The organism is Aliiroseovarius crassostreae (assembly GCF_049803815.1).
Taxonomy (GTDB): Bacteria; Pseudomonadota; Alphaproteobacteria; order Rhodobacterales; family Rhodobacteraceae; genus Aliiroseovarius; species Aliiroseovarius crassostreae_A.
In genome coordinates this window covers 44,869-68,611 of sequence record NZ_JBNAGI010000009.1, presented here as the reverse complement: position 1 = coordinate 68,611, position 23,743 = coordinate 44,869, and the positions used below count along the sequence as shown (strand labels likewise).

The following is a 23,743-nucleotide window of genomic DNA, read 5'->3' as shown; positions in this document are numbered from 1 at the left end:
TTATAGATAATATCCACCCTCAAGTCGCACCATGTGGAGTTTTATCTATAATATGCAAAGCAGCGCCGATCAGACCCGCAAGATCTGGACCAAAGCCGACGCCCAGGCCATCCATGACCAGCCGTTGATGGACCTGCTGTTTCAGGCCCAGACCGTGCACCGCGCCCATTTCGACCCCAACAAGGTGCAGATGTCGAAGCTCCTGTCGATCAAGACCGGCGGCTGCGCCGAAGACTGCGCCTATTGCTCACAATCCGCGCGCAACGGGTCAAAACTCTCCGCCTCGAAACTGATCGAAGTCGAACGGGTTTTGTCCGAGGCGCGCAAAGCCAAAGACGCGGGCGCCACACGCTATTGCTTGGGCGCGGCCTGGCGCGAACCGAAAGAGCGCGACATGGATCAGCTGGTCGCCATGGTCGAAGGCGTGAAGGCGCTTGGCATGGAAAGCTGCATGACGCTGGGGATGCTTGAGGACAATCAGGTGCTGCGCCTGAAAAACGCCGGGCTTGATTATTACAACCACAATGTCGACACGTCCGAACGGTTCTACCCCGAGATCATCACCACCCGCACGTTTTCCGACCGGATCGATACGCTGAACCGCGTGCGCGAGGCGGGGATCAAGGTCTGTTCCGGTGGCATTCTGGGCATGGGCGAAGACGGCCAGGACCGGGTCGATATGCTGGTCACGCTCGCGAACCTTGAAGAAGCCCCCGACTCGGTGCCGATCAATATGCTGATGCCGCAGGCCGACACGCCGCTGGCGGATGTGAAACCCCTTGACCCGATCGACTTTGTCCGCGCCATCGCCACCGCCCGCATCCTGATGCCGACCTCGCATGTGCGCCTGTCGGCAGGGCGGTCCGACATGACCGACGAAATGCAGGCGATGTGTTTCTTTGCGGGGGCCAATTCAATCTTCTGCGGCGAGACGCTCTTGACCGCTGACAACCCGGAAGAAGACCGCGATATGGCATTGTTCGCCAAGCTGGGGATCAGCCCGATGGTCGCCGCCGATCATATGGAGTGCGCGGACAAGCAGGCCAAACCGCCCGTGCCGAACCTGCGCCCTTTTGGTCTCACCGCGACACCGCAACCTGACAAAACCGTGGCCGCCGGGTGAGCGTAACCACCCGCCTCTCCGGCGCGCTTGACGCCCTCACCGCGCGCCATCGCCGCCGGGATCTGATCCCGCGCGGGGGCGTCGATTTTGCCTCAAACGATTACCTTGGCCTGGCCGGGTCCGCCATGTTGCGGGCCGCCGCCCAAGAGGCCCTGTCGCGAGGCGTGCCGCTGGGGTCCGGCGGGTCGCGCCTGCTGCGCGGCAATCACGATGAACATGAGACGCTGGAACAGGACGCCGCCGCGTTTTTCGGCACCGAGGCCGCGCTTTACATGGGCGGTGGATTTCAAGCCAATCAGGCGATTTTCGCAACCCTGCCCGCCAAGGGTGATCTGATCTTACATGACGCGCTGGTCCATGCTTCCGCCCATGAAGGGATGCGTCTGAGCCGCGCGGACACGCGCCCCTTTGCCCATAATGACGTGACCGCCGCCCGCGATGTGCTGGCCGGGTGGCGCAGGCACGGGGGCACCGGGCAGGTCTGGATCGCGGTGGAAAGCGTCTATTCGATGGAAGGCGACATCGCGCCGCTCGCTGATCTTGCCGCCCTCGCGCGCGATGAAAACGCCGTGTTGGTGGTGGACGAAGCCCACGCCACGGGCGTCTTTGGCGCGCGCGGCGAAGGTCTGGCCCATGGTGCCGCCGCCCATCTTGGCGACCATTTGTTGACCCTGCACACCTGCGGCAAGGGGCTCGGTGTGTCCGGGGGGCTCATTTGCGGGGCGCGCGTGATGATTGATACGTTGATCAACCGCGCCCGGCCCTTCATCTTCGCCACCGCCCCCTCGCCTTTTGACGCCGCATTGGTGCGCGCTGTCCTGGCGGACCTGGCGCAAAGCCCCGCCCGCGTGATCGCGGCCCAAACCCGCATTCGCCACGCCCATGACGAGGCCGCCCGGCATCTGGGGCTTGGCGATCTGCCCAGCCAGATCACTCCCGTCATTCTTGGCAGGGATGAGGCAACCATGGCAGCAGCCAGCACCCTGCAGGCGCAGGGGTTTGACATTCGCGGCATCCGTCCGCCCACCGTACCACGCGGCACCTCTCGTCTGCGGGTCTCGATCACCGGCAATGTGACCCACACGCAGATCACCGACCTGTTCACCGCCATCGCCCACACCTGCGCCGACCAGCAGAAGGAGCCCGCCGCATGACACCACTTATCGTGACCGGCACCAACACCGGGGTTGGCAAATCCATTGTCTCGGCCGGGCTGACCATGGCGCTTGGGGCAACCTATTGGAAACCGGTGCAGTCGGGGCTGGAGGATGAAACCGACAGCGAATTGGTGGCCCGCCTGACCGGGGCCAAGATCCTGCCGGAAACCTATCGTCTGCCAATGCCCGCCTCACCGCATCTGTCTGCCGAAGACGCGGGGGTCACGATTGATCTTTCGACCCTATCCCTGCCGAATACGGACGGACCGCTGGTGGTCGAAGGGGCGGGCGGCGTGATGGTGCCGCTGACCCGACAGCATTATTACCTCGACCTGTTCGCCCAATGGGGCGCGCCGATTGTGCTGGTTGCGCGCACGCAACTTGGCACAATCAACCACACAACGCTCTCGCTGATGGCGCTGCGAAATGCAGGCTGCAACGTGGTTGGCGTGATCTTCAACGGCCCGCCGGAACCCGAGGTAGAAGACACGATTGCCGAGATGAGCAATGTGCCCCATCTCGGTCGCCTCGCCCCTTTGCCGGACTTGGCCCCCGACGCCCTGAGCGCCGCAATGACCGCTATCGACATGGCAACCATTCGGGGGGCGCTATGAAAGATATGCTCTCGTCCCGCGAGTTTGACGCCGCCCACCTCTGGCACCCCTACACCAATGTGGCCGACCCCGGCCCGATGCATCTGATCACAGCGGCCGAGGGCGTGATGCTGACCCGCGACGATGGCGGGCAGATGATCGATGCGATGTCGTCCTGGTGGTGCACAATCCACGGCCACCGCCACCCCGCCATCACCAGCGCGATGAAACGGCAGATCGACACGCTGCCCCATGTGATGTTCGGCGGGCTGACCCATGATCCCGCGATTGAGCTGGGACGCAAACTGGTGCGCCTCCTGCCCGACGGGCTGGACCGGATTTTCTATTGCGACAGCGGGTCGGTGTCCGTCGAGGTCGCCATGAAAATGGCGGTGCAATATCAGATCGCCACCGGCCACGCCGAGAAGGTGGAGTTTGCCACCATTCGCGGCGGATACCACGGTGACACCTGGAAGGCGATGTCGGTCTGTGATCCGGTCAATGGCATGCATGGCCTCTTTCGCGGCGCGCTGCAGATCCAGCATTTCCTGCCCCGCCCCCCTGTGACCATCACCCGGGACTGGCCCGAGGATCCCGTGCAAAACGGCCTTGCTGCCCTTTCAAAACTGCTCATCGACCATGGCAACCGTATCGCCGCGCTCATCGTCGAACCCGTGGTGCAGGGCGCGGGTGGCATGTATTTCTATCACCCGGACTGGCTGCGCGGTGCCAAGGCGCTCTGCGCGGCCCATGACGTGTTGCTGATTTTTGACGAGATCGCCACCGGGTTTGGCCGCACCGGCCATCTGTTTGCCGCCGACCTTGCGGGCGTCACGCCCGATATCATCTGCCTCGGCAAGGCGCTCACCGGCGGGCATATCTCGTTTGCCGCCACGGTCACAACACGCGAGGTGGCTAATGGCATCGGCCAATCAGATGCGGGCGTCTTCATGCATGGCCCCACCTATATGGCCAATCCGCTGGCCTGCGCGGCGGGCGTGGCGAGCTTGTCACTGATCGAAAACGGCGCCTGGAAGGCTCAAACTGCTGGAATAGAGACCCAGTTGCGCGAAGAACTTGCCCCCGCTTGTGCCCTGCCCGGCGTGCGCGATGTGCGGGTTTTGGGGGCGATTGGGGTCATTGAAATGCACGAATGGGTCGACCCGCGCGTGGCCCATAAAGCGGCCATAAAAACCGGCGTCTGGCTGCGCCCCTTTGCCCATAACATCTATTGCATGCCGCCCTTCGTGATCCCCCCGGATGATCTCTCGCGGGTGAGTGCTGCCATGGTTGATCTCGCAAAGGGGGCCGGATGACATCACATTGGCTGACACAAACGGGCGCACCCCATCTGGTCCTGATTTTCGGGGGCTGGGCGCTTGGCCCTGCGCCGTTTTCAGCCCTAACAGGGGATGAGGAAGGGGCGGCGGACGTGCTGTTCATCGACGATTACCGCACGCTCAACCTGAGTGTTCCCAACCAAACAACCTATGAAACAGTCTCTATCCTTGCCTATTCCTTTGGTGTCGCCTCCGCGCTGCATTGGTTGGATCGGACCGGCTTTGCCCCCGATCATCTGGTCGCCATAAACGGCACCCCCTGCCCCGCCGACCCGGAAAAAGGCATTGCCCCCGACAGGGTCCGCGCCACCGCCGAAGGTCTGTCTGACGCCAGTTTCGCCCACTTCTGTCGTCGCGCCGGGGTAACCACTCCCCCGCAAATCAACATCTCCGCCCGCCGGGAGGAGCTGTGGGCCATCGCAGATCGTGGTGCCGCCCCGACAAGGCGCTTCGACAAGATCTGGATTTCCACCAAAGACCGGATCATCCCCGCCGCCGCCCAACGCGCCGCTTGGGCCGATCAGGCGGATCGTGTGACCGAGATCGACGCACCACATATGCCGTTTGCCGAAGGTCAGACATGGAAGGATTGGCTAAGATGACCGCGCATCTGCCCTCCTCTGCCGCGAAAGTGGGCCGCAGCTTTGCCCGCAATTTCCACTCCTACCACGCCAATGCCACAATACAGGCCGTGATCGCCGAAGGGCTGGCGCGGCGGTTGCAGCACCACGGCGCGCCAGCCCGCTTTGCGCGCGGGTTTGAATTTGGCTGCGGCACCGGGCATCTGACCCGCGCGTTGCGGGACCGGTTTCAGATTGAACATCTGACCCTGAACGATCTGGTGCCCGGCGCGGCAGAGGTGGCGCACGCGCATCAGGCGGACTTTCTGCCCGGAGACATTCGCCATACGCCCTGGCCCGACACGCCCGACCTGATCACCTCGGCCTCAACCCTGCAATGGATGACGGACCCGGCGGCATTGGTGGCGCGGGCAGGGCGCGCGCTGGCGCCCGGCGGGTGGTTGGCCCTGTCCGGGTTTGGGCCGATGCAATATCACGAACTGGCCGCGCTTGGGTCGGACGCGCAGGCCCCGGGCCTGTGTTCGGCAGGCACGCTGGCGGCGGCGCTTGGCACAGATCGGTTTCAGATCCATGACGCGCGCGGGCGGGAACATCGGCTTTGGTTTACCTCGCCACAGGATGTGCTGCGCCATCTGCGCGCCACCGGCGTGAATGGCGCTGCGCGCGCGGTCTGGACCAAGGCCCGGCTGCGCGCGTTTTGTGACACCTATCGCGACCAGTTCGAGAGGGGCGGGCGGGTGCCGCTGACCTATCATCCGGTCTGGGTGATTGCGCAGAAACGCGGCTGACCCACGGATCGGGTGCGGTGCAAAAGTTTAAACTTTTGCTTTGCGCCCTGCAAAAACTTTAAAGTTTCCGGTTTGACCCTTTAAAAACTTTAAAGTTTTCACCCGCCGCGAAAGGGGTTCGGGTCCCGCAGTCGGGCCCCCGATGGCAAGTTGGGGACCCCTCTGAGTGGCCGCACCAAGGATCAGCTTTCCGCGGTTTTCATCCGGGCGATCAAATCGGTCTTCAACACGAACTGATGAAACAGCGCGGCCAGCACATGCAGGATCGACAGGACCAAGAGCGGCAGTTTCAGCACATCATGGGCAAAGGCGGCCTGCCCAACGTCGCCAAACCAGGCCAACGCCCCGGTCACCGGCATCAGGATCAGCAGCGCATAAAGCGTCCAATGGGTCAGGTGAGCGATGAATTTCAGGGCCGGGGCCTCGCCTTCGGGTGGGGTTGGGGCGCCGCGCGTTTTGCGCAACACAAGACGCCAAAGGACGAAGAGAAAGATCAGCGTCCCGCCCGCAATATGAAGGAAGATCAATGGGTTAAATGTAATCTCTCCGCCTTGCACATAGGTCTGCCAGGCGTCGCCAATTGCTTCTTTGAACAGATATTGCGCGGCGATCAATGCGGCAACGATCCAATGCAGGCGGATCTGGCTGAGGGAATATCCCTTGGGGGGTGTCATTTTCCGGGTCATGGCGTCCTCGTCTTTGCGTGCCCCTCCGACAGGGGCCCATACAGCTGTTACGCATGGGGTTTTGCTTTCCGTCGCCTTTCGCAAAAAAAGGTTCCGGGCCGGGCTGGGGCCAGTTCCCGACATCCAGTCCCACCAATGCGTCACAGCCGCAGTTTTCCCTTGAACCCTCCCTCGCCTTGGCGTTCTCTGATCCGGTTAGTCCTGGCTGGAGCCCCCCATGTCGCCCGATATGTCGCCCAATCGCAAAATCAGAATTGGTCTCAATGGATTTGGCCGGATTGGCCGGTCGATCCTGCGCATCCTGTTGGCGGATCGAGGCGAGTTCGAGGTTGTTTTCATCAATGATATCGAACCGTTAGAGACCTGCGCCTATCTGTTCAAATATGACAGCGTGTTTGGCCCGTGGCCCGGCGAGGTGACCCACGGGGACGAGGCCTTGACGGTAGATGGGCAGAGCATCCCGTTCCACGCGCATCCCGACATCAGCGTGATGGATCTGTCGGATGTGGATATCGTCTTTGAATGCACCGGCATGGCCGGCAAACGCGCGATGGCGGAACGCGGATTGGCGGCAGGTGCGGGGCGGGTTCTGATCTCCGGCCCCTCAGAAGAGGCTGATATCACTGTGGTTTTGGGGGCAAATGATCATGACCTGCGCGATCAGAAGATCATTTCGAACGCCTCTTGTACCACAAACGCCCTCGCGCCGCTTTTGGCGGTGATCGACCGGGAATGGGGGTTGATTGGTGGGCATATGACCACGGTGCATTGTTATACCGGCAGCCAACCCACCGTCGATAAACCCCGTGCCAACCCGGCGCGTTCGCGCGCCGCCGCGCTGTCGATGGTGCCCACCACCACATCCGCCCATCAACTGGTGGGCAAGGTGTTGCCGGCACTTGCGGGCAAGATCGAAGCGCGCGCCATTCGCGTGCCGACCGCGTCGGTGTCCTGCATTGATCTTGTGGTCGAGCTGGAAAACGAGATCCCTGAAACCATCGCCCGCACCCGCCTGAAAGAGATTGCGCGTGCCAGCCCGGTTCTGGGCTGGACCGAAGAACCATTGGTGTCGTCCGATCTGCGAATGCGCCCCGAAAGCCTGGTCATCGCCGGGCCGGAGCTGTCGGTCAGCCCCGGTGGGCTTTTGCGGGTCTTTGGCTGGTATGACAATGAATGGGGGTTTTCCAACCGCATGCTCGACATGGCGCGCATGATGCGGCAGGGTGTGGATTGTTGACAATCATCCGATCAACAGCTGAACCCGCAACGGAGGCCCCCATGTCCGACACCACATCCGGTTATCTGACCACCCATGTGCTTGATACGGCCCGCGGCCGCCCCGCCGAAGGGATCACCATTGCGCTTTATCGCATCACCGGCACTGCGCATGAGAAACTTGCAGAAACCGTGACCAATGCGGACGGGCGCACCGATGCGCCGATCCTGCCCCAAAGCCAGTTCAAACCCGGCACGTATGAGCTGATTTTCTTTTGCGGGGATTATCTGCGGCAAACGGGTCAAGCCGGGGAAGACCCGCTGTTTCTGGACCAGGTGCCGATCCGGTTCGGCATGGCGGAAGAGGCCCATTACCATGTGCCCCTTCTTTTGTCGCCCTACGGCTATTCCACCTATCGCGGCAGCTAAGTTCGACCCTGTTCCAGCCGAATGCGCCAGGGATCAGGCGCGCGACAGCACGCTTTCTGGCCGTGCTTTGTAAAGCGCCTGTGTCAGCAGGCCCGCAATCACCGCCTTGATGATGTCGCCCGGAATGAACGGCGCCATGATGGTGGTCGAGGCCGCGATGCTCTTGCCGGTCACCATGGCAAATCCGGCGATGCCGAAGATATAAACCACGACAATCCCGCCGACCATCGCCGCCAAACCGGCGACAACGGCCAGATTGCCCGCACGCATCTTTTCCACGATCAACCCGATCACAAAGGCGCCGATCGGGAAGCCCACGATGAAGCCAACCGTCGGCCCGGCAAAGACGCCAAGCCCCCCGCGCCCACCCGCCAAAAGCGGCAGGCCAATCGCAACCAGCAGCAAAAACAGCAGCACCGCAAGCGCGCCACGTTTGGCCCCCAACACGGTGCCGCACAGCATCACGCCCAGGCTTTGCGCGGTGATCGGCACGCCGAACCCCAGTGAAATGGCCGGGATCAGCCCCAGCGCGGCGATCAGCGCCGCAAACAGCGCGATCAGTGTGACATTGCGTTCCATAACCCTCACTCCTTCAGGATCGTTTTATCTTGTTTTATTAGTGATTTGCATGGCCTCAAACCCGCCGCGCGCGCGCAGGGCGTCGGCGACATGATCGGCGTCGTCCAGGGCCTGCACGGTAAACGGAAGCACGATGCGCCAACTGGGGCGCCGGGCAGATCGGGCCCGCCACGCCATGCGCAGCGCCTGGCCTTTCTCGACCAGAACCGGGGTGAAGCGAATCACCAGGCCAATCGCCACTTCCAACACCTCGGACCGCAAGCCAAGGCGGCGCAGCGGCTGGGCCAGCCAGCGGATCACCGCGATAAAATCGGACAGTTTCGTGGTCATCGTGACCAGATTGGCCAGTCCCACGGCGGTGATCATCCGCAGCACAATCACCACGCCGTTTGCATAATCCGCTGTCACCAGATGCCAAAGCGCAATCAGCACCACAAACGGCCAGATGATCCGCACCGCGCGCCACCCGGCCTGCGCAAAGTCGCGCCCCGGCAAAAGGTAAAGCGACACCATCAAGCCAAACCCGAGGATTTGCGGCGGCACGCTGCGCGCAGCAAAAAGCGCCACCGTGGCCAGCGCCAAAAGTCCAAGCTTCAGCCCCGCGGGCCAATCATGGGCACGGGTCTTAACCGGCGAGGTCAGTGAGATCATCACTCTCTCCTTGCCGCTGCATCTCATTCACGTAGTCGCGCAGAACCGCCCCCGGCGCCCCCTGCCCCGCAAGCTGCCCCTGATCGAGCCAGATCACCTGATCATACTCGCGCAGATCCTCGGGCGCGTGAGTCACATGCAGGATCTGCCCCGCATACCCCGCCAAGCGCCGCGACAGCTGCGCGCGGGTCGGCAGGTCCAACCCGGAAAACGGCTCGTCGAGGATCAACAGTTTTGGCTGCATCGCCAGCACCGCCATCAGGCAGACCAGTTGTTTCTGCCCCTGCGACAGGCGGCTGACATGGGCGTCGGCCCAATGAGGCACATCATACTCTGTCAGCAGGGATAGAGCCTGTTTTTCCGCGTCCTGTCGGGTTTGCCCAAGCTGGGTCAGGCCAAAGCTCAGCTCTTCGATCACGGTGGGAAAGATGATCTGGTGGTCGGGGTTTTGAAAGAGGATCCCCACCGTGGTCAGCGCCGCTTTGCGGTCCTGCCCCGGATCAATCCCGGCCACCCGTACATGCCCCTGATCGGGCAGGATCAGCCCCGCCACCAGCCGCGACAGCGTGGTTTTGCCAGAGCCGTTGCGGCCCACAACCCCCACCCGCGCGGCATCCACCGTCAGGGACAGGTCGGGCAAGATCACCTTGCCATCGCGCGCAAACTGCACCCGATCCAGTGTCACACCTGTGGTTGGCGCGTTCATCGTCACGTCTGTCCCCAAAAAGATCTGGCCCACCGGATTCGCACCCGTTTCGGTGCTTTTACGAGGTTCCTGATGGAATTGCGATCCGCAGTTAGTGTGATGGCGAAATCCCCTGGAACGATTTCACACTGCGCAAGATCACATTGGTCTGCGCACTGTCCACGGCCGGCAGGCGAAACAGCACTTTTTCCAGAAAATGGTTATAGGCCTCCAGGTCACGCACGATCACCCGCAAATGATAATCCGCCTGCCCGGTGGTGGCGAAACATTCGACCACCTCGGGGCGGGTTTCGATCACGCGAATGAACTCGGCCAGTTTGTCCGGGTCGTGGCGCGTCAGCTGCACATGGACCATCGCCTGAAACCCCATCCCGGCGCGGGCGGCGTCCAGCTGCGCGGCATATCGTCGGATCAACCCCGCCTCTTCCAACGCACGCACCCGCCGCCAGCAGGACGAGGCCGACAGGCCCGCCTTTTCGGCAAGATCCGCGTTGGAGATGCGGCAGTCGCGCTGCAACAGGGACAGCAGTTTCCAGTCAATTTCATCAGGGATCATGACAGCTCGTTTCAAATTTTGCCTCTCATTGATCACTTTATCCACATAGTTCCGGTTTCGGCCAGTTTTTTGGTCACCTTACCCACGTATTCTGAATGAATATTGGTGAACCCGTTCAGAATTTTCAGTTCGCAAGCCCCAACGCAGAAGGGTGTCCCCATGACCTACCACGCCGCCGACCACACGCCGAACCTCGCCGCCTATCGGTTGGAGGATCGATACACGAAACCCAATGGCCGGGTTTTCCTGACCGGCACGCAGGCCCTGGTGCGGATCATGTTCGATCAGGCGCGGCGCGACCGGGCGGCGGGGTTGAACACGGCGGGCTTCGTGTCGGGCTATCGCGGATCGCCCCTGGGGGCGCTGGATCTGGAGTTTTGGAAGGCGCGCGAACAAACCAAATCCCACAACATCACCTTCATGCCCGCAGTCAACGAAGACCTGGGTGCGACCGCCGTGTTGGGCGCGCAACAGGCCACGCTGGACCCGGATTGCGAGGTCGAGGGTGTGTTTTCCATGTGGTACGGCAAGGGGCCGGGGGTGGATCGGTCGGGCGATGCGCTGAAACACGGGAACGCCTATGGGTCGGCCCCCAAGGGCGGCGTGCTGGTGGTGGCGGGGGATGACCATGGCTGTGTCTCGTCATCCATGCCGCATCAATCCGACGTGGCCTTCATGTCCTGGTTCATGCCCACGCTGAACCCGGCGTCGGTGGGCGAATACCTTGAGTTCGGAGAATACGGTCTGGCCCTGTCCCGGTTTTCCGGCACATGGGTGGGGTTCAAAGCGATTTCCGAAACGGTCGAAAGCGGCCAATCGGTCGAATTGCGCAAGGATAGGGTCTTTTCTTACCCCAAGATTGACCTGCCCCCTGGTGGGCTGCACATCCGCCCGTCAGACCTGCCCAGCCCCGAGATTGAGAAACGGATCGAATACAAGCTGGCCGCAGTGGAGGCCTTTGTCGAAGCCAACCCGATCGACCGGCGCATTTATGATGTGAAGGACGCGACATTCGGCTTTGTCACCACCGGCAAAGGGCATCTGGACCTGATGGAGGCTCTGCGCCTGCTGGGTCTGGATGAGGCCGCGTGCCGCCGGTTGGGCATCGACATTTACAAGGTTGGCATGGTCTGGCCGCTTGCGCGCCGCGATGCGCTCGCGTTTGTGCGCGGCAAGGAAGAGGTGATGGTGATCGAGGAAAAACGTGGCATCATCGAAAGCCAGTTCAAGGAATATTTCTATGACTGGCCCGGCGATAAGCCGGAAAAGATGGTGGGCAAGCATCGCGCGGCAGGCGACCCGCTGTTGCCCTGGACCGGAGAGCTGAGCCCCCTGTCGCTTGTCCCTTACATCGCGGAGCGGCTGGACCGGTTTTTCCCTTCCGAAGGTCTGGTCGACAAGGCCCGGGCCCTGACGGCCCCTCCCAAATTGTCGCTCAGCGTGCCCGGGGCCACCAGAACGCCCTATTTCTGCTCGGGCTGTCCGCATAATACCTCAACCCGCGTGCCAGATGGGTCGCGCGCGGCGTCCGGCATTGGTTGCCACGTGATGGCCAGCTGGATGGGGCGCAACACGGGCGGTTACGCACAAATGGGCGGCGAAGGGGTGCCGCATGTGGTGGCGTCGAAATTCAACGGCGGCAAGCATATGTTCCAGAACCTGGGCGAAGGCACCTGGTATCATTCCGGGTCTCTGGCGATCCGGCAGGCGGTGGCCGCGAACACCAATGTGACCTTTAAAATCCTCTACAATGACGCGGTGGCGATGACCGGCGGGCAGCCGGTGGATGGGCCGATTTCGGTGCAGGGCATTGCGCAGACCTGCCGCGCCGAAGGGGTGGATCACATCGCGCTGATCTCGGACGATATTTCCAAATTCAACCCCGGCGATTTCCCCCGTGGCACGCATTTCCACGACCGCAAGGATCTGGACATGGTGCAGCGCCAGATGCGCGACATTCCCGGCGTGACGGTGATCTTGTACGAACAGACCTGCGCCACGGAAAAACGCCGCCGGCGCAAGCGCGGCACGATGGAGGACCCGAAACGGTTCGCCGTGATCAACCCGCTGGTCTGCGAAGGCTGCGGCGATTGCTCGGTTGCGTCCAATTGCCTGAGCATCGAGCCGATCGACACCGAATTTGGCCGAAAGCGCAAGGTGAACCTATCGAGCTGCAACAAGGATTTTTCCTGCCTCGAAGGGTTTTGCCCCAGCTTTGTCACGGTCGAAGGTGCCAAACGGCGTAAGAAAACCGGGGCCGCGGTGGACTTGGCCCCGCTGCTTGACGGCCTGCCCACGCCCACCCTGCCCCCCCTTACAGCCCCCTTTGACCTACTGGTCACGGGCGTCGGGGGGACGGGTGTGGTCACCGTTGGCGCGCTGATCACCATGGCGGCCCATCTGGAAGGCAAAGGATCAAGCGTGCTCGATTTCACCGGATTTGCGCAGAAATTCGGCACGGTGCTGAGTTACATTCGGCTGGGCCGCAGCCCCGACGCGATCCACCAGGTGCGCATTGATCAGGGCATGGCGGATGCGGTGATTGGCTGCGACGTGGTTGTCAGCTCGGCCCCGAAAGCGTCGATGCATTACCGCAACGGCACGCGGATGGTGCTGAACCACGCGGAAATGCCAACAGGTGACGTGGTGCTGAACCGCGACGCGGATCTGAAGGTAGATCAGCGGGTCGCGGTGATTGCGGGTGCGATTGGCGATGGAAACCTGTCGGGCTTTGATGCCAACGCCATGGCTGAACGCCTGTTGGGCGACGCGGTCTTTGCCAATGTGATGATGCTGGGCTTTGCCTGGCAAAAAGGGCTGGTGCCGGTGGGTGAAGAGGCTTTGCGACAGGCGATCAATCTGAACGGTGTGGCGACCCAGCAAAACCTGCGCGCCTTTGACATGGGGCGGGTGATGGCAGATCGGCCCGACGTGCTGGCGCCCCCCTCCCCTGCCCCGGTTCCGCAGACCGCGGCCGAGCTGATCGCGCGTCGCGCCGCGATTTTAACCGAGTATCAGGATGCGGATTACGCGCTGCGTTATCGCGATACGCTGACTCGGTTCCGCGATGGGCTGGCGACGTCTGATCGCGAGGAATTTCTGATGATCGCGGCCAAATCGCTCTTTAAACTGATGGCTTATAAAGACGAGTTCGAAGTGGCCCGTCTGCACCTCGATCCGGCCTTTTTGGCTGAATTAGAGACGGAGTTTGAGCCGGGCTTCACCATCAACTACCACCTTTCCCCGCCGGGTTTCGCGGGCGAAACCGACAGTCGGGGCCGACCGGGAAAACGGCAGTTTGGGCCGTGGATGAAATCGGCGTTCTGCGTGCTGACCCGGTTGAAATTCCTGCGCGGCAGCGTTGCGAACCCCTTTGGCCACACGGCAGAACGACGGCAGGAACAGCGTCTGATTGACTGGTACGAATCCGTCTTGGCACAGCTGCCCACCCCTTCATCGGTTCAAGACCGCGAGGGGATTAGAACCATCCTCGCAGCACCGCTCGACATGCGCGGCTTTGGGCCGGTGAAAGACGCAGCCATTGCCGCAGAAATGGACAAAGTGAACGCGGCGTTGCGGTCTCTGGGGATCACGCCGCCGAAAATGTAACCACATCGCCGTCGGCGGCCTCGGCATCTTCGGCATCGTGGGTCACCATCAACACCGGCAGATCGCGCGCCTTTGCGCGGTCAAACACAAGGCGGCGCACCTTTGCGCGCAGATCTGCATCCAGGCCGGAGAACGGCTCGTCCAGCAACAGCGCCTTCGGGTCTGACAACAGCATCCTCATCAACGCCACGCGCGCGCGTTGACCACCCGACAGGGTTGCGGGGTCGCGGTCGGCAAAACCGGTCAGATCCACCTCGGCCAGCGCGGTGTCAACCTTGGCCCGGCGCGCAGCGCGGCTGCCGCCGGGGGCAAGACCGAAAGCCAGATTGGCCCCAACCGACATATGCGGAAACAGCAGCGCGTCCTGAAAGAGAATGCCGACGCGGCGCTGGTGCGGCGGCAGATCGGTGATGTCCGCGCCGTTCAGACGAATGCGGCCCGTGCAGAAAAACGCCGTCGGCAAAGACCCTGTTACAGCGGAAAGCAGGGTGGATTTGCCCACACCGGACGGCCCCATGATGGTCAGAACCTCGCCCGGTCCAATCACGCGGTTCAGCGACACCAAGGGGGCATTGCCGTGTGAAATCTCCACCTGATCGAACGCCAGCCCGGTTTGCACGTTATCCATGTTTCAACCCCTTTCGGTTGCGCCAGACAAAGGCCGGAATGGCCAGCGCCAAGGCAAAGGGCAGCATCGCCGCGAGGACCTGTAACAGCCCAAAGACGCCGATCGCCCGACGATCCCCGCCCGAAGCCAGCGCCACCGCCTCGGTGGTCAGGGTTTCCACCCGCCCCCCGCCCACCAGAAGCGTCGGCAAATATTGCCCCACCGACACCGATACCCCCACAGCGATGGCCGTGAGGATCGGCGCAAGCAGCATCGGCAAGCGCACCCGCCACAAGATTCGGTCGGCAGAGGCCCCAAGCGCCGCGGCCACCACCGCCTGCCGCCGATCCCAGTGCATCCAGGGATCCTGCAGCGACAGGCGCAAATAGGGCAGCACAAACACCAGATGCGCCAGCACCACGGCCCCCCTGCCCGTCTCGACCCCGAGGGTCAACATCAGGGTCTGCAATCCGGGCAGAAACGCCACCTGTGGCACCAAAAGGGGCAGATACAAGAGCCACATGCCCCGCCGGGTCAGGCGCAGGTCATAGCGTTCCTCCGCTTCTAGGCAGCCGAGGGTTAAAAACAGACCCAAACCCACCGCAATCACTGCAATCCAGGCGGTTTCGCCAATGGCAACCCAACTGCCCGCCCCGTGGCGGTGCCAGCTGCGTAAGGTGAATTGGTCGGGGAACAGGTCGGGAAAGCTCCAAAACCCGGCAAAGGACCAAATCAAGAGACTGATCAGGCCCAAAAACAGCAGGAGCGCGACTGAGAGCGCCCCCAGAAGCCCCAAGGCGCGCGGTGCAGGCCCTGCCCCCCATCGCTGCCCGCGATACGCCACAGCGGCGCTGAGGCGCGTCACAAGCCGTTCAAACCCGATCCAGAGGCCAATGCCCGCCGCCACCAGCCCCAATTGCACCAGCGCCCCCGCCGCGGCGCGCAGGCGAAAGGCCAGATCAGGGTCGGACATCCAGCGTACGATCTGCACCGACAAGGTCGACGGCGTGGACGGGCCCAAAATGATCGCCACATCCACAACCGACATCGACCAGGCCAGCACTACCAACACCGGCAGGCGGATTTGTGTATAAATCGCTGGGAACACCGCGAACAGCCACCCGGACACGCGCCCATAGCCCAAAGATTGCGCGACCAACAGGCGGCGCGCGCCGTTGACCTGCCCCAGGGCCGCGATGGACATCAGCAGCAGGAACGGTACTTCTTTCATCACCATGCCCGCGATCAACGACATGCCCCACGGGTCTTGCAAGATCAACAGGTCGGGCGGGCGGTCCCACCCGGTCAGCCAAGGTGAAAACAGGCGGGCGATCCACCCTGACGGAGCAATCAGGAACGCCAACCCAAACGCGGCCGCCGCGTGTGGCACCGACAACAGCGGGGCCAGCGCACGTTCGACCCAGCGAAAGGTCGGTGTGCCCGCCCACCCGGCGAGGATCAGGGCCACGATGCCCAAGGACAGGCCCGCCGCAACCATTCCAGTTACAAAGGACAGCCGCACAGAGGGCCAGAACCCCGGCCAGGCGATCAGATCACGCATCGGATCCAGCGAGGGACCGGTCAGCCCTGCCGCTGGCAAATGCCCAAAGGCCGGCAAGATCGTTCCGTAAAGCCCTGCGGCCACCGGCCCCAGCATCGCCAGCAGGGTCAGCGACGGTAATAGTGGAAGAAATCGATGGCGTGGTGACATCTGACCCTCTCAATGGCCCGGAAGTTTCGTCACAAACCGCCGGGTTAGAGACTGTTTTACTCGGTAACGCCGTAACGTTTCTGCCAATCCTCCGCGATCCGGGTCATCCAGCTGGGATGGGGTTCGGCCTGCACCTGCCCCAATTCCGCGGGCGACAGCGTGGCAATCCCCAGATCCAGCGCGTCGAACCGGGCACGCTCCTCCTCGGTCAGCGCGTCCATGTTCAAAACGGTGCCATAGCCCAGCACGTTGGGGTCCTGCGCGCGCGCCTGCGTTTCGGGGCTGAGCAGGAAATTCGCCAGCACCATCGCCCCTTCCTTGGACCCGGAGTTATACGGAATCGCCACGAAAGATGCGTTGCCGATAGTGCCCTTTTCAAAGACGAAGGTGCGCACCGTGTCGGGCAGCTCGTAATTCGCGATCGCGGTCGACGCCTCGCCCGGGCTGAAGGAAATCGCGAGATCCAGCTCGCCATCGTTGATCAACTGGATCTGGCGCGTCCCATTGGGCGGATAGGCGCGCCCGTCGCGCCACAATACGGGGGTGAGGTCCGCGAGGTAATCCCACAGCGGCTGGGTCACCTCGTCATAGGTGGCGTCGGTTGCGGGCATTTGCAGCACGGTGGGATCCTCGATCAGATCCACCAACATCTGTTTCAGGAACGTCGTCCCCAGGAAATCAGGAGGCTGCGGGTAGGTGAATCGGCCCGGATGGGCCTGCGCCCATTCCAGGATCGCATTGGCCGAGGGCAGCGGTGCGTCAATGTCGGCGGTATCGTACATGAACACCACCTGCGCCATGGCCCAGGGGCTTTCATACCCGTCAACCGGCACCGTGAAATCGGTCTGGACGGTCTTGCCTGTGACATCGACCTTGGACCAGCCGGGCAGGTCCTCGGCAAAGGGGCCAAACAGCAGGCCCGCTTCTTTCATCGACGCGAAGTTGGCCCCGTTGATCCAGATAAGATCAATCGCCCCGTCCGTATCCTGACCGGCCTCTTTTTCCGACAAAACGCGGGTGACGGCATCGGCGGTGTCGGTCAGTTTCACATGCTCGACCGTTACGCCATAGTCGGCTTTCACCCGATCCCCGGCCCATTCGATGAACGCGTTGGTGGTCGGCGATCCGCCCCAGGCGTTCCAATACACGGTCTGGCCATTTGCGGTCGCGACCACCTGATCCCAGTTTTTTGGGTCCGTATCTGCCCACACTGCAAAGGGCAAAAAGGCGCTGACCAAGGCAGCTTTCATTAGCGTCGATGTCATGGGGACTCCCTGTTCATTCGTTGATCGCAAAGGCACGATAGGCGCCGTAAACTCGCAAACCCGCCGTCATCAGACACAGCAGGCCAAACCCCAAAGCCAAGGGGGAAAACATGGTTGGAAGAAGGCACAAAATCACAAATAATGCAATTGTTTCAGTGCCTTCCAAGATCCCATTGGAATAATAGAGCGATTTCACCCCCTGCGCTTTGGTCTGCATCCCTTTTTTCTCGGCCAATATGGCATAGCCCAGAAAACTTGCGCCATTCACGTAAAACGCAAACAACAGGAAAGAGCCTGAAACCGCATTCGCAATTGGATCGGCCAGGATAAACCCAAGGGGAACTGCCCCGTAAAAGGCAAAATCGCTGGCAATATCCAGATAGCCTCCGAAATCTGATTTTCGCCCCGCCCGGGCAACCGCGCCATCCAAACCATCCGCGAGACGAGATGCGAGGATGAATATCAGGCCTGGCAGATAGTGCTCCAGGGCAATCAACGCGGCGGCGATCAGTCCAAACACCAACCCGATCAGAGTGACCGAATTGGCCGAAACCCCACGCCCCGCCAAATGACGCCCCACCACATTAAGCGGCGGATCAATCAGTTTTCGCATGGCTCGATCCAGCATGACCTTCCTTTCGCATCACCCAATAATCGGGTGCCTTTACTGGTCTATGACGCAGCCCGGGGTGTAGGTCTATTGCCCCAACGAAAATGTGACCACCTGTTAGCAAGAAGGTGCACCGAGCCACCCAGGTTTCGTGGCGAAACCTGGGCATGGCATCAGGGCTGCAACAGGCGACGCAATTCGGTCAGGGCGGCATCGACAAACGCCTCATCAACCCCCTGCCCTTCAAATCGCAGCATCAAACCACGATCGTCGTGATCACGCGAAACCGTCACGGGCCCTGAAGACCGCAGCAGCTCCAATGCCCCCGATGCAGCCGGTTTGCTTGCAGATTTCGGGCGTCCCCCTCGGCTGGCATCGCGCGGACCAGTTTCTGACATCTCGATCACCGGAAGCAACGCCGCCCATTCGCTCTCGGCGTCCGTGGCCTGTGACGCAGCCAGTTTTTCGCGCAACTCCGTCACATGCCCCATGCGCAGCGTCGACGCCAACCGCAACCCCTGCTTTTCAGTCAGTTGCTCCGCATATCGCATCAAATCCCCCAGATCCTCAAAGACCTGCGCAAAAGACCGAACCTTTGATCGCTTTGCCTTTGACGCTGATGCGAACAGCTGACGCACGGCATCCTCGATCGTCTCAAACGCGCCGTTTTGGGTCGAAACAACGGCAATTCTGCCGCGTTCAAAATGGCTGAGCTGTGATCGAACTTCGTTTTCCTCAACCATTGCGACAAACGCTTCGGGAACAGTGTCTATCGGCTTGATCAGAGCCTTTACTGTCGCGAATTTTTTATCCCCTGACTGGGCGTGCAGCGCCTTGATTGCCAGAATGCGTCGATACCCCGACACAACGCCGTAGATGCACTGCTCTTTTGGGGTCTTGAGCGCATAAACTTCAACCGGCAACCGCAATCCATTGGTTGCAATCGATGCCTTCAATTCCTCCAGCTCAACCTCATCCACAGTGACGCGATCACGAATCATATCTTCCAGATCAATCTGCTCCAGCGGCACTTCGCGCATGACCAGACCTTTGGCCTCAGCCTCCCGCAGCCGTTGCGCATCGGCGCTGTCTTTGGCAATTGCCTCCCTTGCACCGGGCTCCAGAACCGGGCTTTGACTGGCCGCCTCTGCGGCCACCTGAGCGATGGGTGCCATCGCACCTTTCGTGGGGGTTTCGCGGCGAAACTCCTCTTCCAGCCGGTTCAGGTCTTCGGCGCTCGGGGCTTCCAGCTTCCGTCGTTTCGCCATCTTACGCCTCCTCCGCTTCGCGGTTCGCCAATTGCAGGTCGCGCCACCAGCAGCCTAGGATCAGCTCTTTCACCTCGGCCCAGGTGCGGTCAAACGTTTCGCGCCCGCGCACATAAGTATCGCGGTTGAACTCGCGATAATCCGCTTCATAGATGCCATTCACCTGCTCGCCGGCCTGACCCACCATGGCGGTGACCTCTTGCCGATAGGTGGTCATGAAATCGCCGAAATAGGCCTGGATGACATTGGCCAGATCGGTCTGCTGCGCCGCATCAAACCGGGTGATCAACGCGCGCACCGCGTCCCATTCAAAGCGAATTTCGCCCAAACCATGCTGCCGCCGAAGCGCGTTTTCGCCTTCTTCAATCGACGCAAAGGTCGAATACAACATGTCAAAAAACCGGCCTGTAGAGTCGAATTCGAGGAAAGATGCCCCGAGCGGGATCAGCAGAATATCCGCAGCGGCCAGCGCGTTGATGGTCAGGTAGCCAAGCGCCGGGGGAGTGTCGAGGATGATCAGGTCATACTCAGACAACAGCCCTTCACTTTCCAAGAAACCGGTCAGCGCATCCCACAGCGGCCAGGACCGCAATTGCATCCGCCAGACCGGCACCTGGAATTCAGCCCAATAGAGGTTCAGCTGCGCGCCGATCAGGTCAATATTCGGCCAATGGGTTGGTTGGATGACTCGTTTGGCGTCAAACTCCAGCGCCTCTTTCAACGTTTCATCAAGGGGCAGGGGGGGCTGCCCGGCGGCGGCGCGCACTTTGTTTTCATCTTCCAAAAACTGCGCGTAATGTTTCGCCATCAATGGGAATGCGGTCTGCCATTCGTCTTCCACCTCACCGCCCATGATCGAGGTCATCGATCCCTGGCTGTCGAGGTCAATCACCAGCACTTTGTACCCATCCAACGCCGCGGACATGGCGAGGTGCCCGGCCGTCGAGGTTTTTCCCACGCCGCCTTTGAAGTTCGCCACCGCCAGCACCTTGGCGTCCAAACCTTCCGGGCGCCATGGTCGGTATTCGCGGGTGGCCACGCCTTCGGCCGCGAAATGATCGCGCAGCTTCAACACGTCAGCGAGCGAAAACCATTTCGATCCGCCTTCGCCTTCGCCTTGCGGCAAGTCGGGGTTTTGTTTCAGAACGCGGCGAAAATGGGCTGGGGCGACCGGGATCAGGTATTTGCAGATCTCCCAGGTTGAGAATTTGCGCAACCGTTTGCGCCCATCGGGAGCATAGCCACGTTTGGCCAGATCGTCCCGCCCACGTGCGGCAAAGCTTGCCGCTTTGGCGAATCGGGCGGTGTTGATAGGGTCAGTTAACTTTTCGGCGGCGTCTTCGGGATTGATGTTGAAATAGGGCGGAGGTGGGGTTTGTGCTGCTCTTGCCATGGTTTTCCCAATATGTGCGCTTTTCTTGCACTTATTGCGTAAACCATCTGACATGGGATTGGCAAATGAAACATAATGCGTTCTCAACCTTGGTTTCGCCGCGAAACTCATGAAAAAGACATCAGCAATGCTTTTATTTATTTAAGGACTTTAGATTCTTTGCCTCCAATTATACGCATCATTACAATTAGATAGATGTGTTCGGGTGCCCGATTGCGGTGTGAAGGGGACCCGGTTACGGGAGCATAGGGCGCCATATGCAGGGGGAAGGTATCCGATTCGCAGGAATGAGGGGTCCAGCCTGCGGTTTCTCTGGATAACTCGGCAATTCTGGGGATAACTTGCCTGAAGAGACCCGGTGCTGTCCCGTGTTTGGGTCCCTTAATCCTCGATAGGTACCCGTGTGCGGGACAACGTGCGCCTGTTAAAGGAACCCTTAGTGGTATTGATTGCAGGTTCCTGTCATGCGAAACTCAGAACGCATTACAGAGGTCGAGCAGAATGGACCCGATTCCCAAAGAGCGCCTGACCGGCGCATTGCGACGCGACAGCGTCAAGAAAAACGTGGCCGCGATTCACGTCTCGGGCAAGCTGTCGCTGTTGCAGCGCAAATTGTCCAATGTGCTGCTGCTCAATGCCTATGACACGCTGACGACGCAGCAAAGCCACCGGATTGATGCGCGCACGCTCTGTGCAATGATCGGATATAACTCCAATGATTTTGACACGCTGAAAGCGTCGCTGCGCGGGCTGGCCGAAACGGTGGCGGAATGGGATATGCTGGATGAAGCGGGGCGCCAGGAATGGGGGGTCTCGGCACTGTTGTCATATGCCAAGCTGAAGGGGGGGATTTGCGAATATGCTTACTCCCCGGCGCTGGCCGAAAAGCTGCACGACCCAAAGGTTTTTGCGCTGATCAACCTCAATATCCAGCGCCAGTTCACCGGGGGGCACGCGCTGGCGCTTTATGAAAACTGTTTTCGCTTTGTGAATACCGGGTCGACCGGCTGGTGGTCGCTGGAGATTTTCCGGCGTCTGATGGGGGTGGATGACAGCGACTATTACAAGAGCTTCAAGCATCTGAACGCGAAGATCATCAAGCCCGCCGTGGCCGAGGTGAACAAGGTCAGCGACATTATCGTCACACCGGAAACCCGGAAAATGGGGCGGTCGGTCACGGATATTCGGTTCCGGATCAAACGCAATCCGCAGCTGACCATTCTCGATATCGACGACGGGGCAGGGGTGCGGTCCACGCCCACTTATGAACGGTTGACGCAACTGGGGGTGAGCGACCGGCTGGCCCGGCAATGGATTGCGCAGCATGGGGACGATTATGTGGCCGAAAAGATCAGCCTGGTGGAAACCCGTGAGGGGGTGAAAAGCCCGGTCAAATACCTGTCGGCGGCAATCTCCGAAGATTATCAGCCGGGGCAGGGGGAGCCGAGCAAACCGCTGACCCCGGAGGTACGGCGTCGCGCAGCCCGTTTGGGACGTGTGATGGAGGTCGTGTCAGGGTGCAGTCCAACCCGTAAAGATGCCGACCGCCGCCTGTTCATGAGCCAGCTGGCCGACCCGGATGCGCGTGATGATTTCGAACGGCACGGATGGACCTCTGCCCTGAATGTCGAAGCGATCTTTGCGTTCTGGGAAGAGATGGAGCCGGGCATTTTTGATGATGCTTAACCACAAAAAAGGTCTCTAACCCTAGGGATAGAGACCTTTTTCGGTGAAGAGGGGAGGGCGCCTCAGGCGGCTTTGGCGGCATAGGAAGATTGCCGCAGAGCACAGGGTGTCATGTCATAAATCGCGCGGAACCAGCGGGTCAGGTTTGAGGTGGCCCCAAAGCCCGTGGCGATGGATATCTCGCGCAGGGACATGCTGGTGAGCGTGATCAGTTGATGGGCACGTTCCAGCCGCAGGGTGCGATAGACCGCCAGTGGGGTTTCGCCGGTCAGATCCATGAAACGGCGCTGCAACTGGCGCGAAGAGATCCCGTGCCGGTCGGCCAGTTCCTCAATCGCCAGAGGTTGTTCCAACTCTGCCAGCATCGTGTCTAATGCAGCGCAAACAAGCCGATCCCCGCCGGATTTCTGGCGCAGGGCGAGGGCAAATTTGCTTTGCGTCTGCTCCAACCCTGTTTCAATGCCCACATAATCGCCAAGCGCACCGGCGACATAGCTGCCATGGCGGTGGGCGAATTGTTCCAGCAGAAGGTTCAGCGCGGCAAAGCTGCTGATGGCGCTGTCGATCCGGCCGGTCGAGGCGTATTTCTGGCCTGTTTCAGTGGTGGTCAGACCCTCTTCCTCTGCGGCGGCCAGGAAATTGGGATGGATGGCCAGGGGCAGGTCCATGGCCTGACCCGATTGGCACATCAGAAACACCGCGCCGCCGACCAGAATGGACCGGCCTGACAGGCGCAGGATTTGCTGGGCCCGGGCGCGGGTGTCGCGCGAAAACGACCAGCGGGATCGGATGTCGCCCAGAAACAGCACGGTGCGGTCGCGCCAATACAGCGGATCGGTAAAGTGGCTGTCCGACAATGTGTGACTTTCCACCACATAAAGGCTGTTTGGCGCCATTTCATTGGCGGCGGCGAACAGGTCGATGAACATCTGGGTGCTGGCAGAACTGGCACCGTCGGGCAGGATGATGTTCACCCGATGCACGTTCAGATGTGGTGCGGGCAGATGTGGTGCGGGCAGATGCGGTGCGGGCGATCCGGTGGGCGTCGCCGGGGGGGCGTCATGCTCGGATAGAGCGGGAGAGAACGAGGTCATGGCTTGTCTCCTGCGAAAGCATTTCGATTTTGACCCGACACAGGGGAAGCCGAAACGCAGTAAGAGATATCAATGTCGCGGGCGGTTCGGAATAAA

22 protein-coding genes are annotated in these 23,743 nt (G+C 61.1%); 10 read left to right on the top strand and 12 right to left on the bottom strand.

The annotated features are described in order from the left end of the window. Nucleotides 1–52: 52 nt before the first annotated feature. From bioB to ACP15V_RS16945, 6 genes are read left to right on the top strand one after another with little or no spacing between them, the layout of a single operon-like run. Nucleotides 53–1,123: a biotin synthase BioB gene (gene bioB, locus ACP15V_RS16970; protein ID WP_424944948.1), complete on the top strand. Its 1,071-nt coding sequence runs from the start codon at nucleotides 53–55 to the stop codon at nucleotides 1,121–1,123. After that, a complete protein-coding gene (locus ACP15V_RS16965) occupies nucleotides 1,120–2,277 on the top strand; it encodes an 8-amino-7-oxononanoate synthase (protein ID WP_424944899.1) in 1,158 nt (385 codons plus the stop codon). Before bioB ends, ACP15V_RS16965 begins: the two co-directional genes overlap by 4 nt. After that, nucleotides 2,274–2,894 (top strand): dethiobiotin synthase, encoded by a 621-nt coding sequence (bioD, locus tag ACP15V_RS16960; RefSeq protein ID WP_424944898.1) that lies wholly within the window; start codon nucleotides 2,274–2,276, stop codon nucleotides 2,892–2,894. Before ACP15V_RS16965 ends, bioD begins: the two co-directional genes overlap by 4 nt. Then, the gene (bioA, locus tag ACP15V_RS16955; RefSeq protein ID WP_424944897.1) at nucleotides 2,891–4,189 is read left to right on the top strand and encodes an adenosylmethionine--8-amino-7-oxononanoate transaminase; all 1,299 of its coding nucleotides are present in this window, start codon (nucleotides 2,891–2,893) and stop codon (nucleotides 4,187–4,189) included. The genes bioD and bioA overlap by 4 nt, the downstream gene beginning before the upstream one ends. Then, a complete protein-coding gene (locus tag ACP15V_RS16950) occupies nucleotides 4,186–4,815 on the top strand; it encodes a pimeloyl-ACP methyl esterase BioG family protein (RefSeq protein ID WP_424944896.1) in 630 nt (209 codons plus the stop codon). Before bioA ends, ACP15V_RS16950 begins: the two co-directional genes overlap by 4 nt. Next, nucleotides 4,812–5,582: a methyltransferase domain-containing protein gene (locus ACP15V_RS16945; RefSeq protein ID WP_424944895.1), complete on the top strand. Its 771-nt coding sequence runs from the start codon at nucleotides 4,812–4,814 to the stop codon at nucleotides 5,580–5,582. The genes ACP15V_RS16950 and ACP15V_RS16945 overlap by 4 nt, the downstream gene beginning before the upstream one ends. Before the next feature lie 182 nt (nucleotides 5,583–5,764). Here ACP15V_RS16945 and ACP15V_RS16940 read toward each other — a convergent pair whose 3' ends face one another. Beyond that, nucleotides 5,765–6,268: a cytochrome b gene (locus ACP15V_RS16940; protein WP_424944894.1), complete on the bottom strand. Its 504-nt coding sequence runs from the start codon at nucleotides 6,266–6,268 to the stop codon at nucleotides 5,765–5,767. A gap of 217 nt (nucleotides 6,269–6,485) precedes the next feature. Here ACP15V_RS16940 and ACP15V_RS16935 point away from each other — a divergent pair, with 217 nt between their 5' ends. Both ACP15V_RS16935 and uraH read left to right on the top strand, forming a co-directional pair. Further along, the gene (locus tag ACP15V_RS16935) at nucleotides 6,486–7,505 is read left to right on the top strand and encodes a type I glyceraldehyde-3-phosphate dehydrogenase (protein WP_424944893.1); all 1,020 of its coding nucleotides are present in this window, start codon (nucleotides 6,486–6,488) and stop codon (nucleotides 7,503–7,505) included. Between the two features lie 41 nt (nucleotides 7,506–7,546). Further along, nucleotides 7,547–7,912 (top strand): hydroxyisourate hydrolase, encoded by a 366-nt coding sequence (gene uraH, locus ACP15V_RS16930; RefSeq protein WP_424944892.1) that lies wholly within the window; start codon nucleotides 7,547–7,549, stop codon nucleotides 7,910–7,912. 33 nt (nucleotides 7,913–7,945) lie between these two features. Here uraH and ACP15V_RS16925 read toward each other — a convergent pair whose 3' ends face one another. From ACP15V_RS16925 to ACP15V_RS16910, 4 genes are all read right to left on the bottom strand, one after another. Further along, nucleotides 7,946–8,491, bottom strand: coding sequence for a biotin transporter BioY (locus tag ACP15V_RS16925; protein ID WP_424944891.1), 546 nt, complete (start codon nucleotides 8,489–8,491; stop codon nucleotides 7,946–7,948). A 24-nt stretch (nucleotides 8,492–8,515) separates the two neighbouring features. Continuing rightward, nucleotides 8,516–9,142: an energy-coupling factor transporter transmembrane component T family protein gene (locus ACP15V_RS16920; protein WP_424944890.1), complete on the bottom strand. Its 627-nt coding sequence runs from the start codon at nucleotides 9,140–9,142 to the stop codon at nucleotides 8,516–8,518. Then, nucleotides 9,117–9,848 (bottom strand): energy-coupling factor ABC transporter ATP-binding protein, encoded by a 732-nt coding sequence (locus ACP15V_RS16915; protein ID WP_424944889.1) that lies wholly within the window; start codon nucleotides 9,846–9,848, stop codon nucleotides 9,117–9,119. Before ACP15V_RS16915 ends, ACP15V_RS16920 begins: the two co-directional genes overlap by 26 nt. 91 nt (nucleotides 9,849–9,939) lie before the next feature. Beyond that, nucleotides 9,940–10,404 carry an Lrp/AsnC family transcriptional regulator gene (locus ACP15V_RS16910; protein ID WP_424944888.1) on the bottom strand — a complete coding sequence of 155 codons (465 nt, stop codon included), beginning with the start codon at nucleotides 10,402–10,404 and terminating at the stop codon, nucleotides 9,940–9,942. 159 nt (nucleotides 10,405–10,563) lie between these two features. Between ACP15V_RS16910 and ACP15V_RS16905 the strand changes: the two genes are divergently transcribed. Then, nucleotides 10,564–14,013 carry an indolepyruvate ferredoxin oxidoreductase family protein gene (locus ACP15V_RS16905; RefSeq protein WP_424944887.1) on the top strand — a complete coding sequence of 1,150 codons (3,450 nt, stop codon included), beginning with the start codon at nucleotides 10,564–10,566 and terminating at the stop codon, nucleotides 14,011–14,013. Here ACP15V_RS16905 and ACP15V_RS16900 read toward each other — a convergent pair. The 6 genes from ACP15V_RS16900 to ACP15V_RS16875 all read right to left on the bottom strand — a co-directional run bounded on the left by ACP15V_RS16900 (nucleotide 13,994) and on the right by ACP15V_RS16875 (nucleotide 20,867). After that, a complete protein-coding gene (locus tag ACP15V_RS16900; protein ID WP_424944886.1) occupies nucleotides 13,994–14,641 on the bottom strand; it encodes an ATP-binding cassette domain-containing protein in 648 nt (215 codons plus the stop codon). The genes ACP15V_RS16905 and ACP15V_RS16900 overlap by 20 nt on opposite strands. Further along, a complete protein-coding gene (locus tag ACP15V_RS16895; protein WP_424944885.1) occupies nucleotides 14,634–16,331 on the bottom strand; it encodes an ABC transporter permease in 1,698 nt (565 codons plus the stop codon). Before ACP15V_RS16895 ends, ACP15V_RS16900 begins: the two co-directional genes overlap by 8 nt. Before the next feature lie 56 nt (nucleotides 16,332–16,387). Then, nucleotides 16,388–17,596, bottom strand: coding sequence for an ABC transporter substrate-binding protein (locus ACP15V_RS16890; RefSeq protein ID WP_424944884.1), 1,209 nt, complete (start codon nucleotides 17,594–17,596; stop codon nucleotides 16,388–16,390). Nucleotides 17,597–17,609: 13 nt separating this feature from the next. After that, nucleotides 17,610–18,224 (bottom strand): CDP-alcohol phosphatidyltransferase family protein, encoded by a 615-nt coding sequence (locus tag ACP15V_RS16885; RefSeq protein ID WP_424944883.1) that lies wholly within the window; start codon nucleotides 18,222–18,224, stop codon nucleotides 17,610–17,612. A 155-nt stretch (nucleotides 18,225–18,379) separates the two neighbouring features. Further along, complete coding sequence (locus tag ACP15V_RS16880) at nucleotides 18,380–19,474, bottom strand: ParB/RepB/Spo0J family partition protein (RefSeq protein ID WP_424944882.1); 1,095 nt, start codon at nucleotides 19,472–19,474, stop codon at nucleotides 18,380–18,382. Nucleotide 19,475: 1 nt separating this feature from the next. Further along, the gene (locus ACP15V_RS16875; protein WP_424944881.1) at nucleotides 19,476–20,867 is read right to left on the bottom strand and encodes an AAA family ATPase; all 1,392 of its coding nucleotides are present in this window, start codon (nucleotides 20,865–20,867) and stop codon (nucleotides 19,476–19,478) included. 501 nt (nucleotides 20,868–21,368) lie between these two features. Here ACP15V_RS16875 and ACP15V_RS16870 point away from each other — a divergent pair. After that, a complete protein-coding gene (locus ACP15V_RS16870; protein ID WP_424944880.1) occupies nucleotides 21,369–22,553 on the top strand; it encodes a replication initiation protein in 1,185 nt (394 codons plus the stop codon). A 62-nt stretch (nucleotides 22,554–22,615) separates the two neighbouring features. Here the strand turns inward: ACP15V_RS16870 and ACP15V_RS16865 are convergent, their stop codons facing one another. Beyond that, nucleotides 22,616–23,647 carry a helix-turn-helix domain-containing protein gene (locus tag ACP15V_RS16865; protein ID WP_424944879.1) on the bottom strand — a complete coding sequence of 344 codons (1,032 nt, stop codon included), beginning with the start codon at nucleotides 23,645–23,647 and terminating at the stop codon, nucleotides 22,616–22,618. Nucleotides 23,648–23,743: the final 96 nt, after the last annotated feature.

Bases quoted from the DNA above. Each gene is read 5' to 3' on its own strand.
- ACP15V_RS16885 (WP_424944883.1), bottom strand. From the start codon at position 18,224: ATGCTGGATCGAGCCATGCGAAAACTGATTGATCCGCCGCTTAATGTG.
- ACP15V_RS16905 (WP_424944887.1), top strand. From the start codon at position 10,564: ATGACCTACCACGCCGCCGACCACACGCCGAACCTCGCCGCCTATCGG.
- ACP15V_RS16950 (WP_424944896.1), top strand. From the start codon at position 4,186: ATGACATCACATTGGCTGACACAAACGGGCGCACCCCATCTGGTCCTG.
- ACP15V_RS16900 (WP_424944886.1), bottom strand. From the start codon at position 14,641: ATGGATAACGTGCAAACCGGGCTGGCGTTCGATCAGGTGGAGATTTCA.
- ACP15V_RS16880 (WP_424944882.1), bottom strand. From the start codon at position 19,474: ATGGCGAAACGACGGAAGCTGGAAGCCCCGAGCGCCGAAGACCTGAAC.
- ACP15V_RS16890 (WP_424944884.1), bottom strand. From the start codon at position 17,596: ATGACATCGACGCTAATGAAAGCTGCCTTGGTCAGCGCCTTTTTGCCC.
- ACP15V_RS16870 (WP_424944880.1), top strand. From the start codon at position 21,369: ATGGACCCGATTCCCAAAGAGCGCCTGACCGGCGCATTGCGACGCGAC.
- ACP15V_RS16910 (WP_424944888.1), bottom strand. From the start codon at position 10,404: ATGATCCCTGATGAAATTGACTGGAAACTGCTGTCCCTGTTGCAGCGC.
- ACP15V_RS16940 (WP_424944894.1), bottom strand. From the start codon at position 6,268: ATGACCCGGAAAATGACACCCCCCAAGGGATATTCCCTCAGCCAGATC.
- ACP15V_RS16935 (WP_424944893.1), top strand. From the start codon at position 6,486: ATGTCGCCCGATATGTCGCCCAATCGCAAAATCAGAATTGGTCTCAAT.
- bioB (WP_424944948.1), top strand. From the start codon at position 53: ATGCAAAGCAGCGCCGATCAGACCCGCAAGATCTGGACCAAAGCCGAC.
- ACP15V_RS16865 (WP_424944879.1), bottom strand. From the start codon at position 23,647: ATGACCTCGTTCTCTCCCGCTCTATCCGAGCATGACGCCCCCCCGGCG.
- ACP15V_RS16895 (WP_424944885.1), bottom strand. From the start codon at position 16,331: ATGTCACCACGCCATCGATTTCTTCCACTATTACCGTCGCTGACCCTG.
- ACP15V_RS16875 (WP_424944881.1), bottom strand. From the start codon at position 20,867: ATGGCAAGAGCAGCACAAACCCCACCTCCGCCCTATTTCAACATCAAT.
- ACP15V_RS16945 (WP_424944895.1), top strand. From the start codon at position 4,812: ATGACCGCGCATCTGCCCTCCTCTGCCGCGAAAGTGGGCCGCAGCTTT.
- uraH (WP_424944892.1), top strand. From the start codon at position 7,547: ATGTCCGACACCACATCCGGTTATCTGACCACCCATGTGCTTGATACG.
- bioA (WP_424944897.1), top strand. From the start codon at position 2,891: ATGAAAGATATGCTCTCGTCCCGCGAGTTTGACGCCGCCCACCTCTGG.
- ACP15V_RS16915 (WP_424944889.1), bottom strand. From the start codon at position 9,848: ATGAACGCGCCAACCACAGGTGTGACACTGGATCGGGTGCAGTTTGCG.
- bioD (WP_424944898.1), top strand. From the start codon at position 2,274: ATGACACCACTTATCGTGACCGGCACCAACACCGGGGTTGGCAAATCC.
- ACP15V_RS16925 (WP_424944891.1), bottom strand. From the start codon at position 8,491: ATGGAACGCAATGTCACACTGATCGCGCTGTTTGCGGCGCTGATCGCC.
- ACP15V_RS16920 (WP_424944890.1), bottom strand. From the start codon at position 9,142: ATGATCTCACTGACCTCGCCGGTTAAGACCCGTGCCCATGATTGGCCC.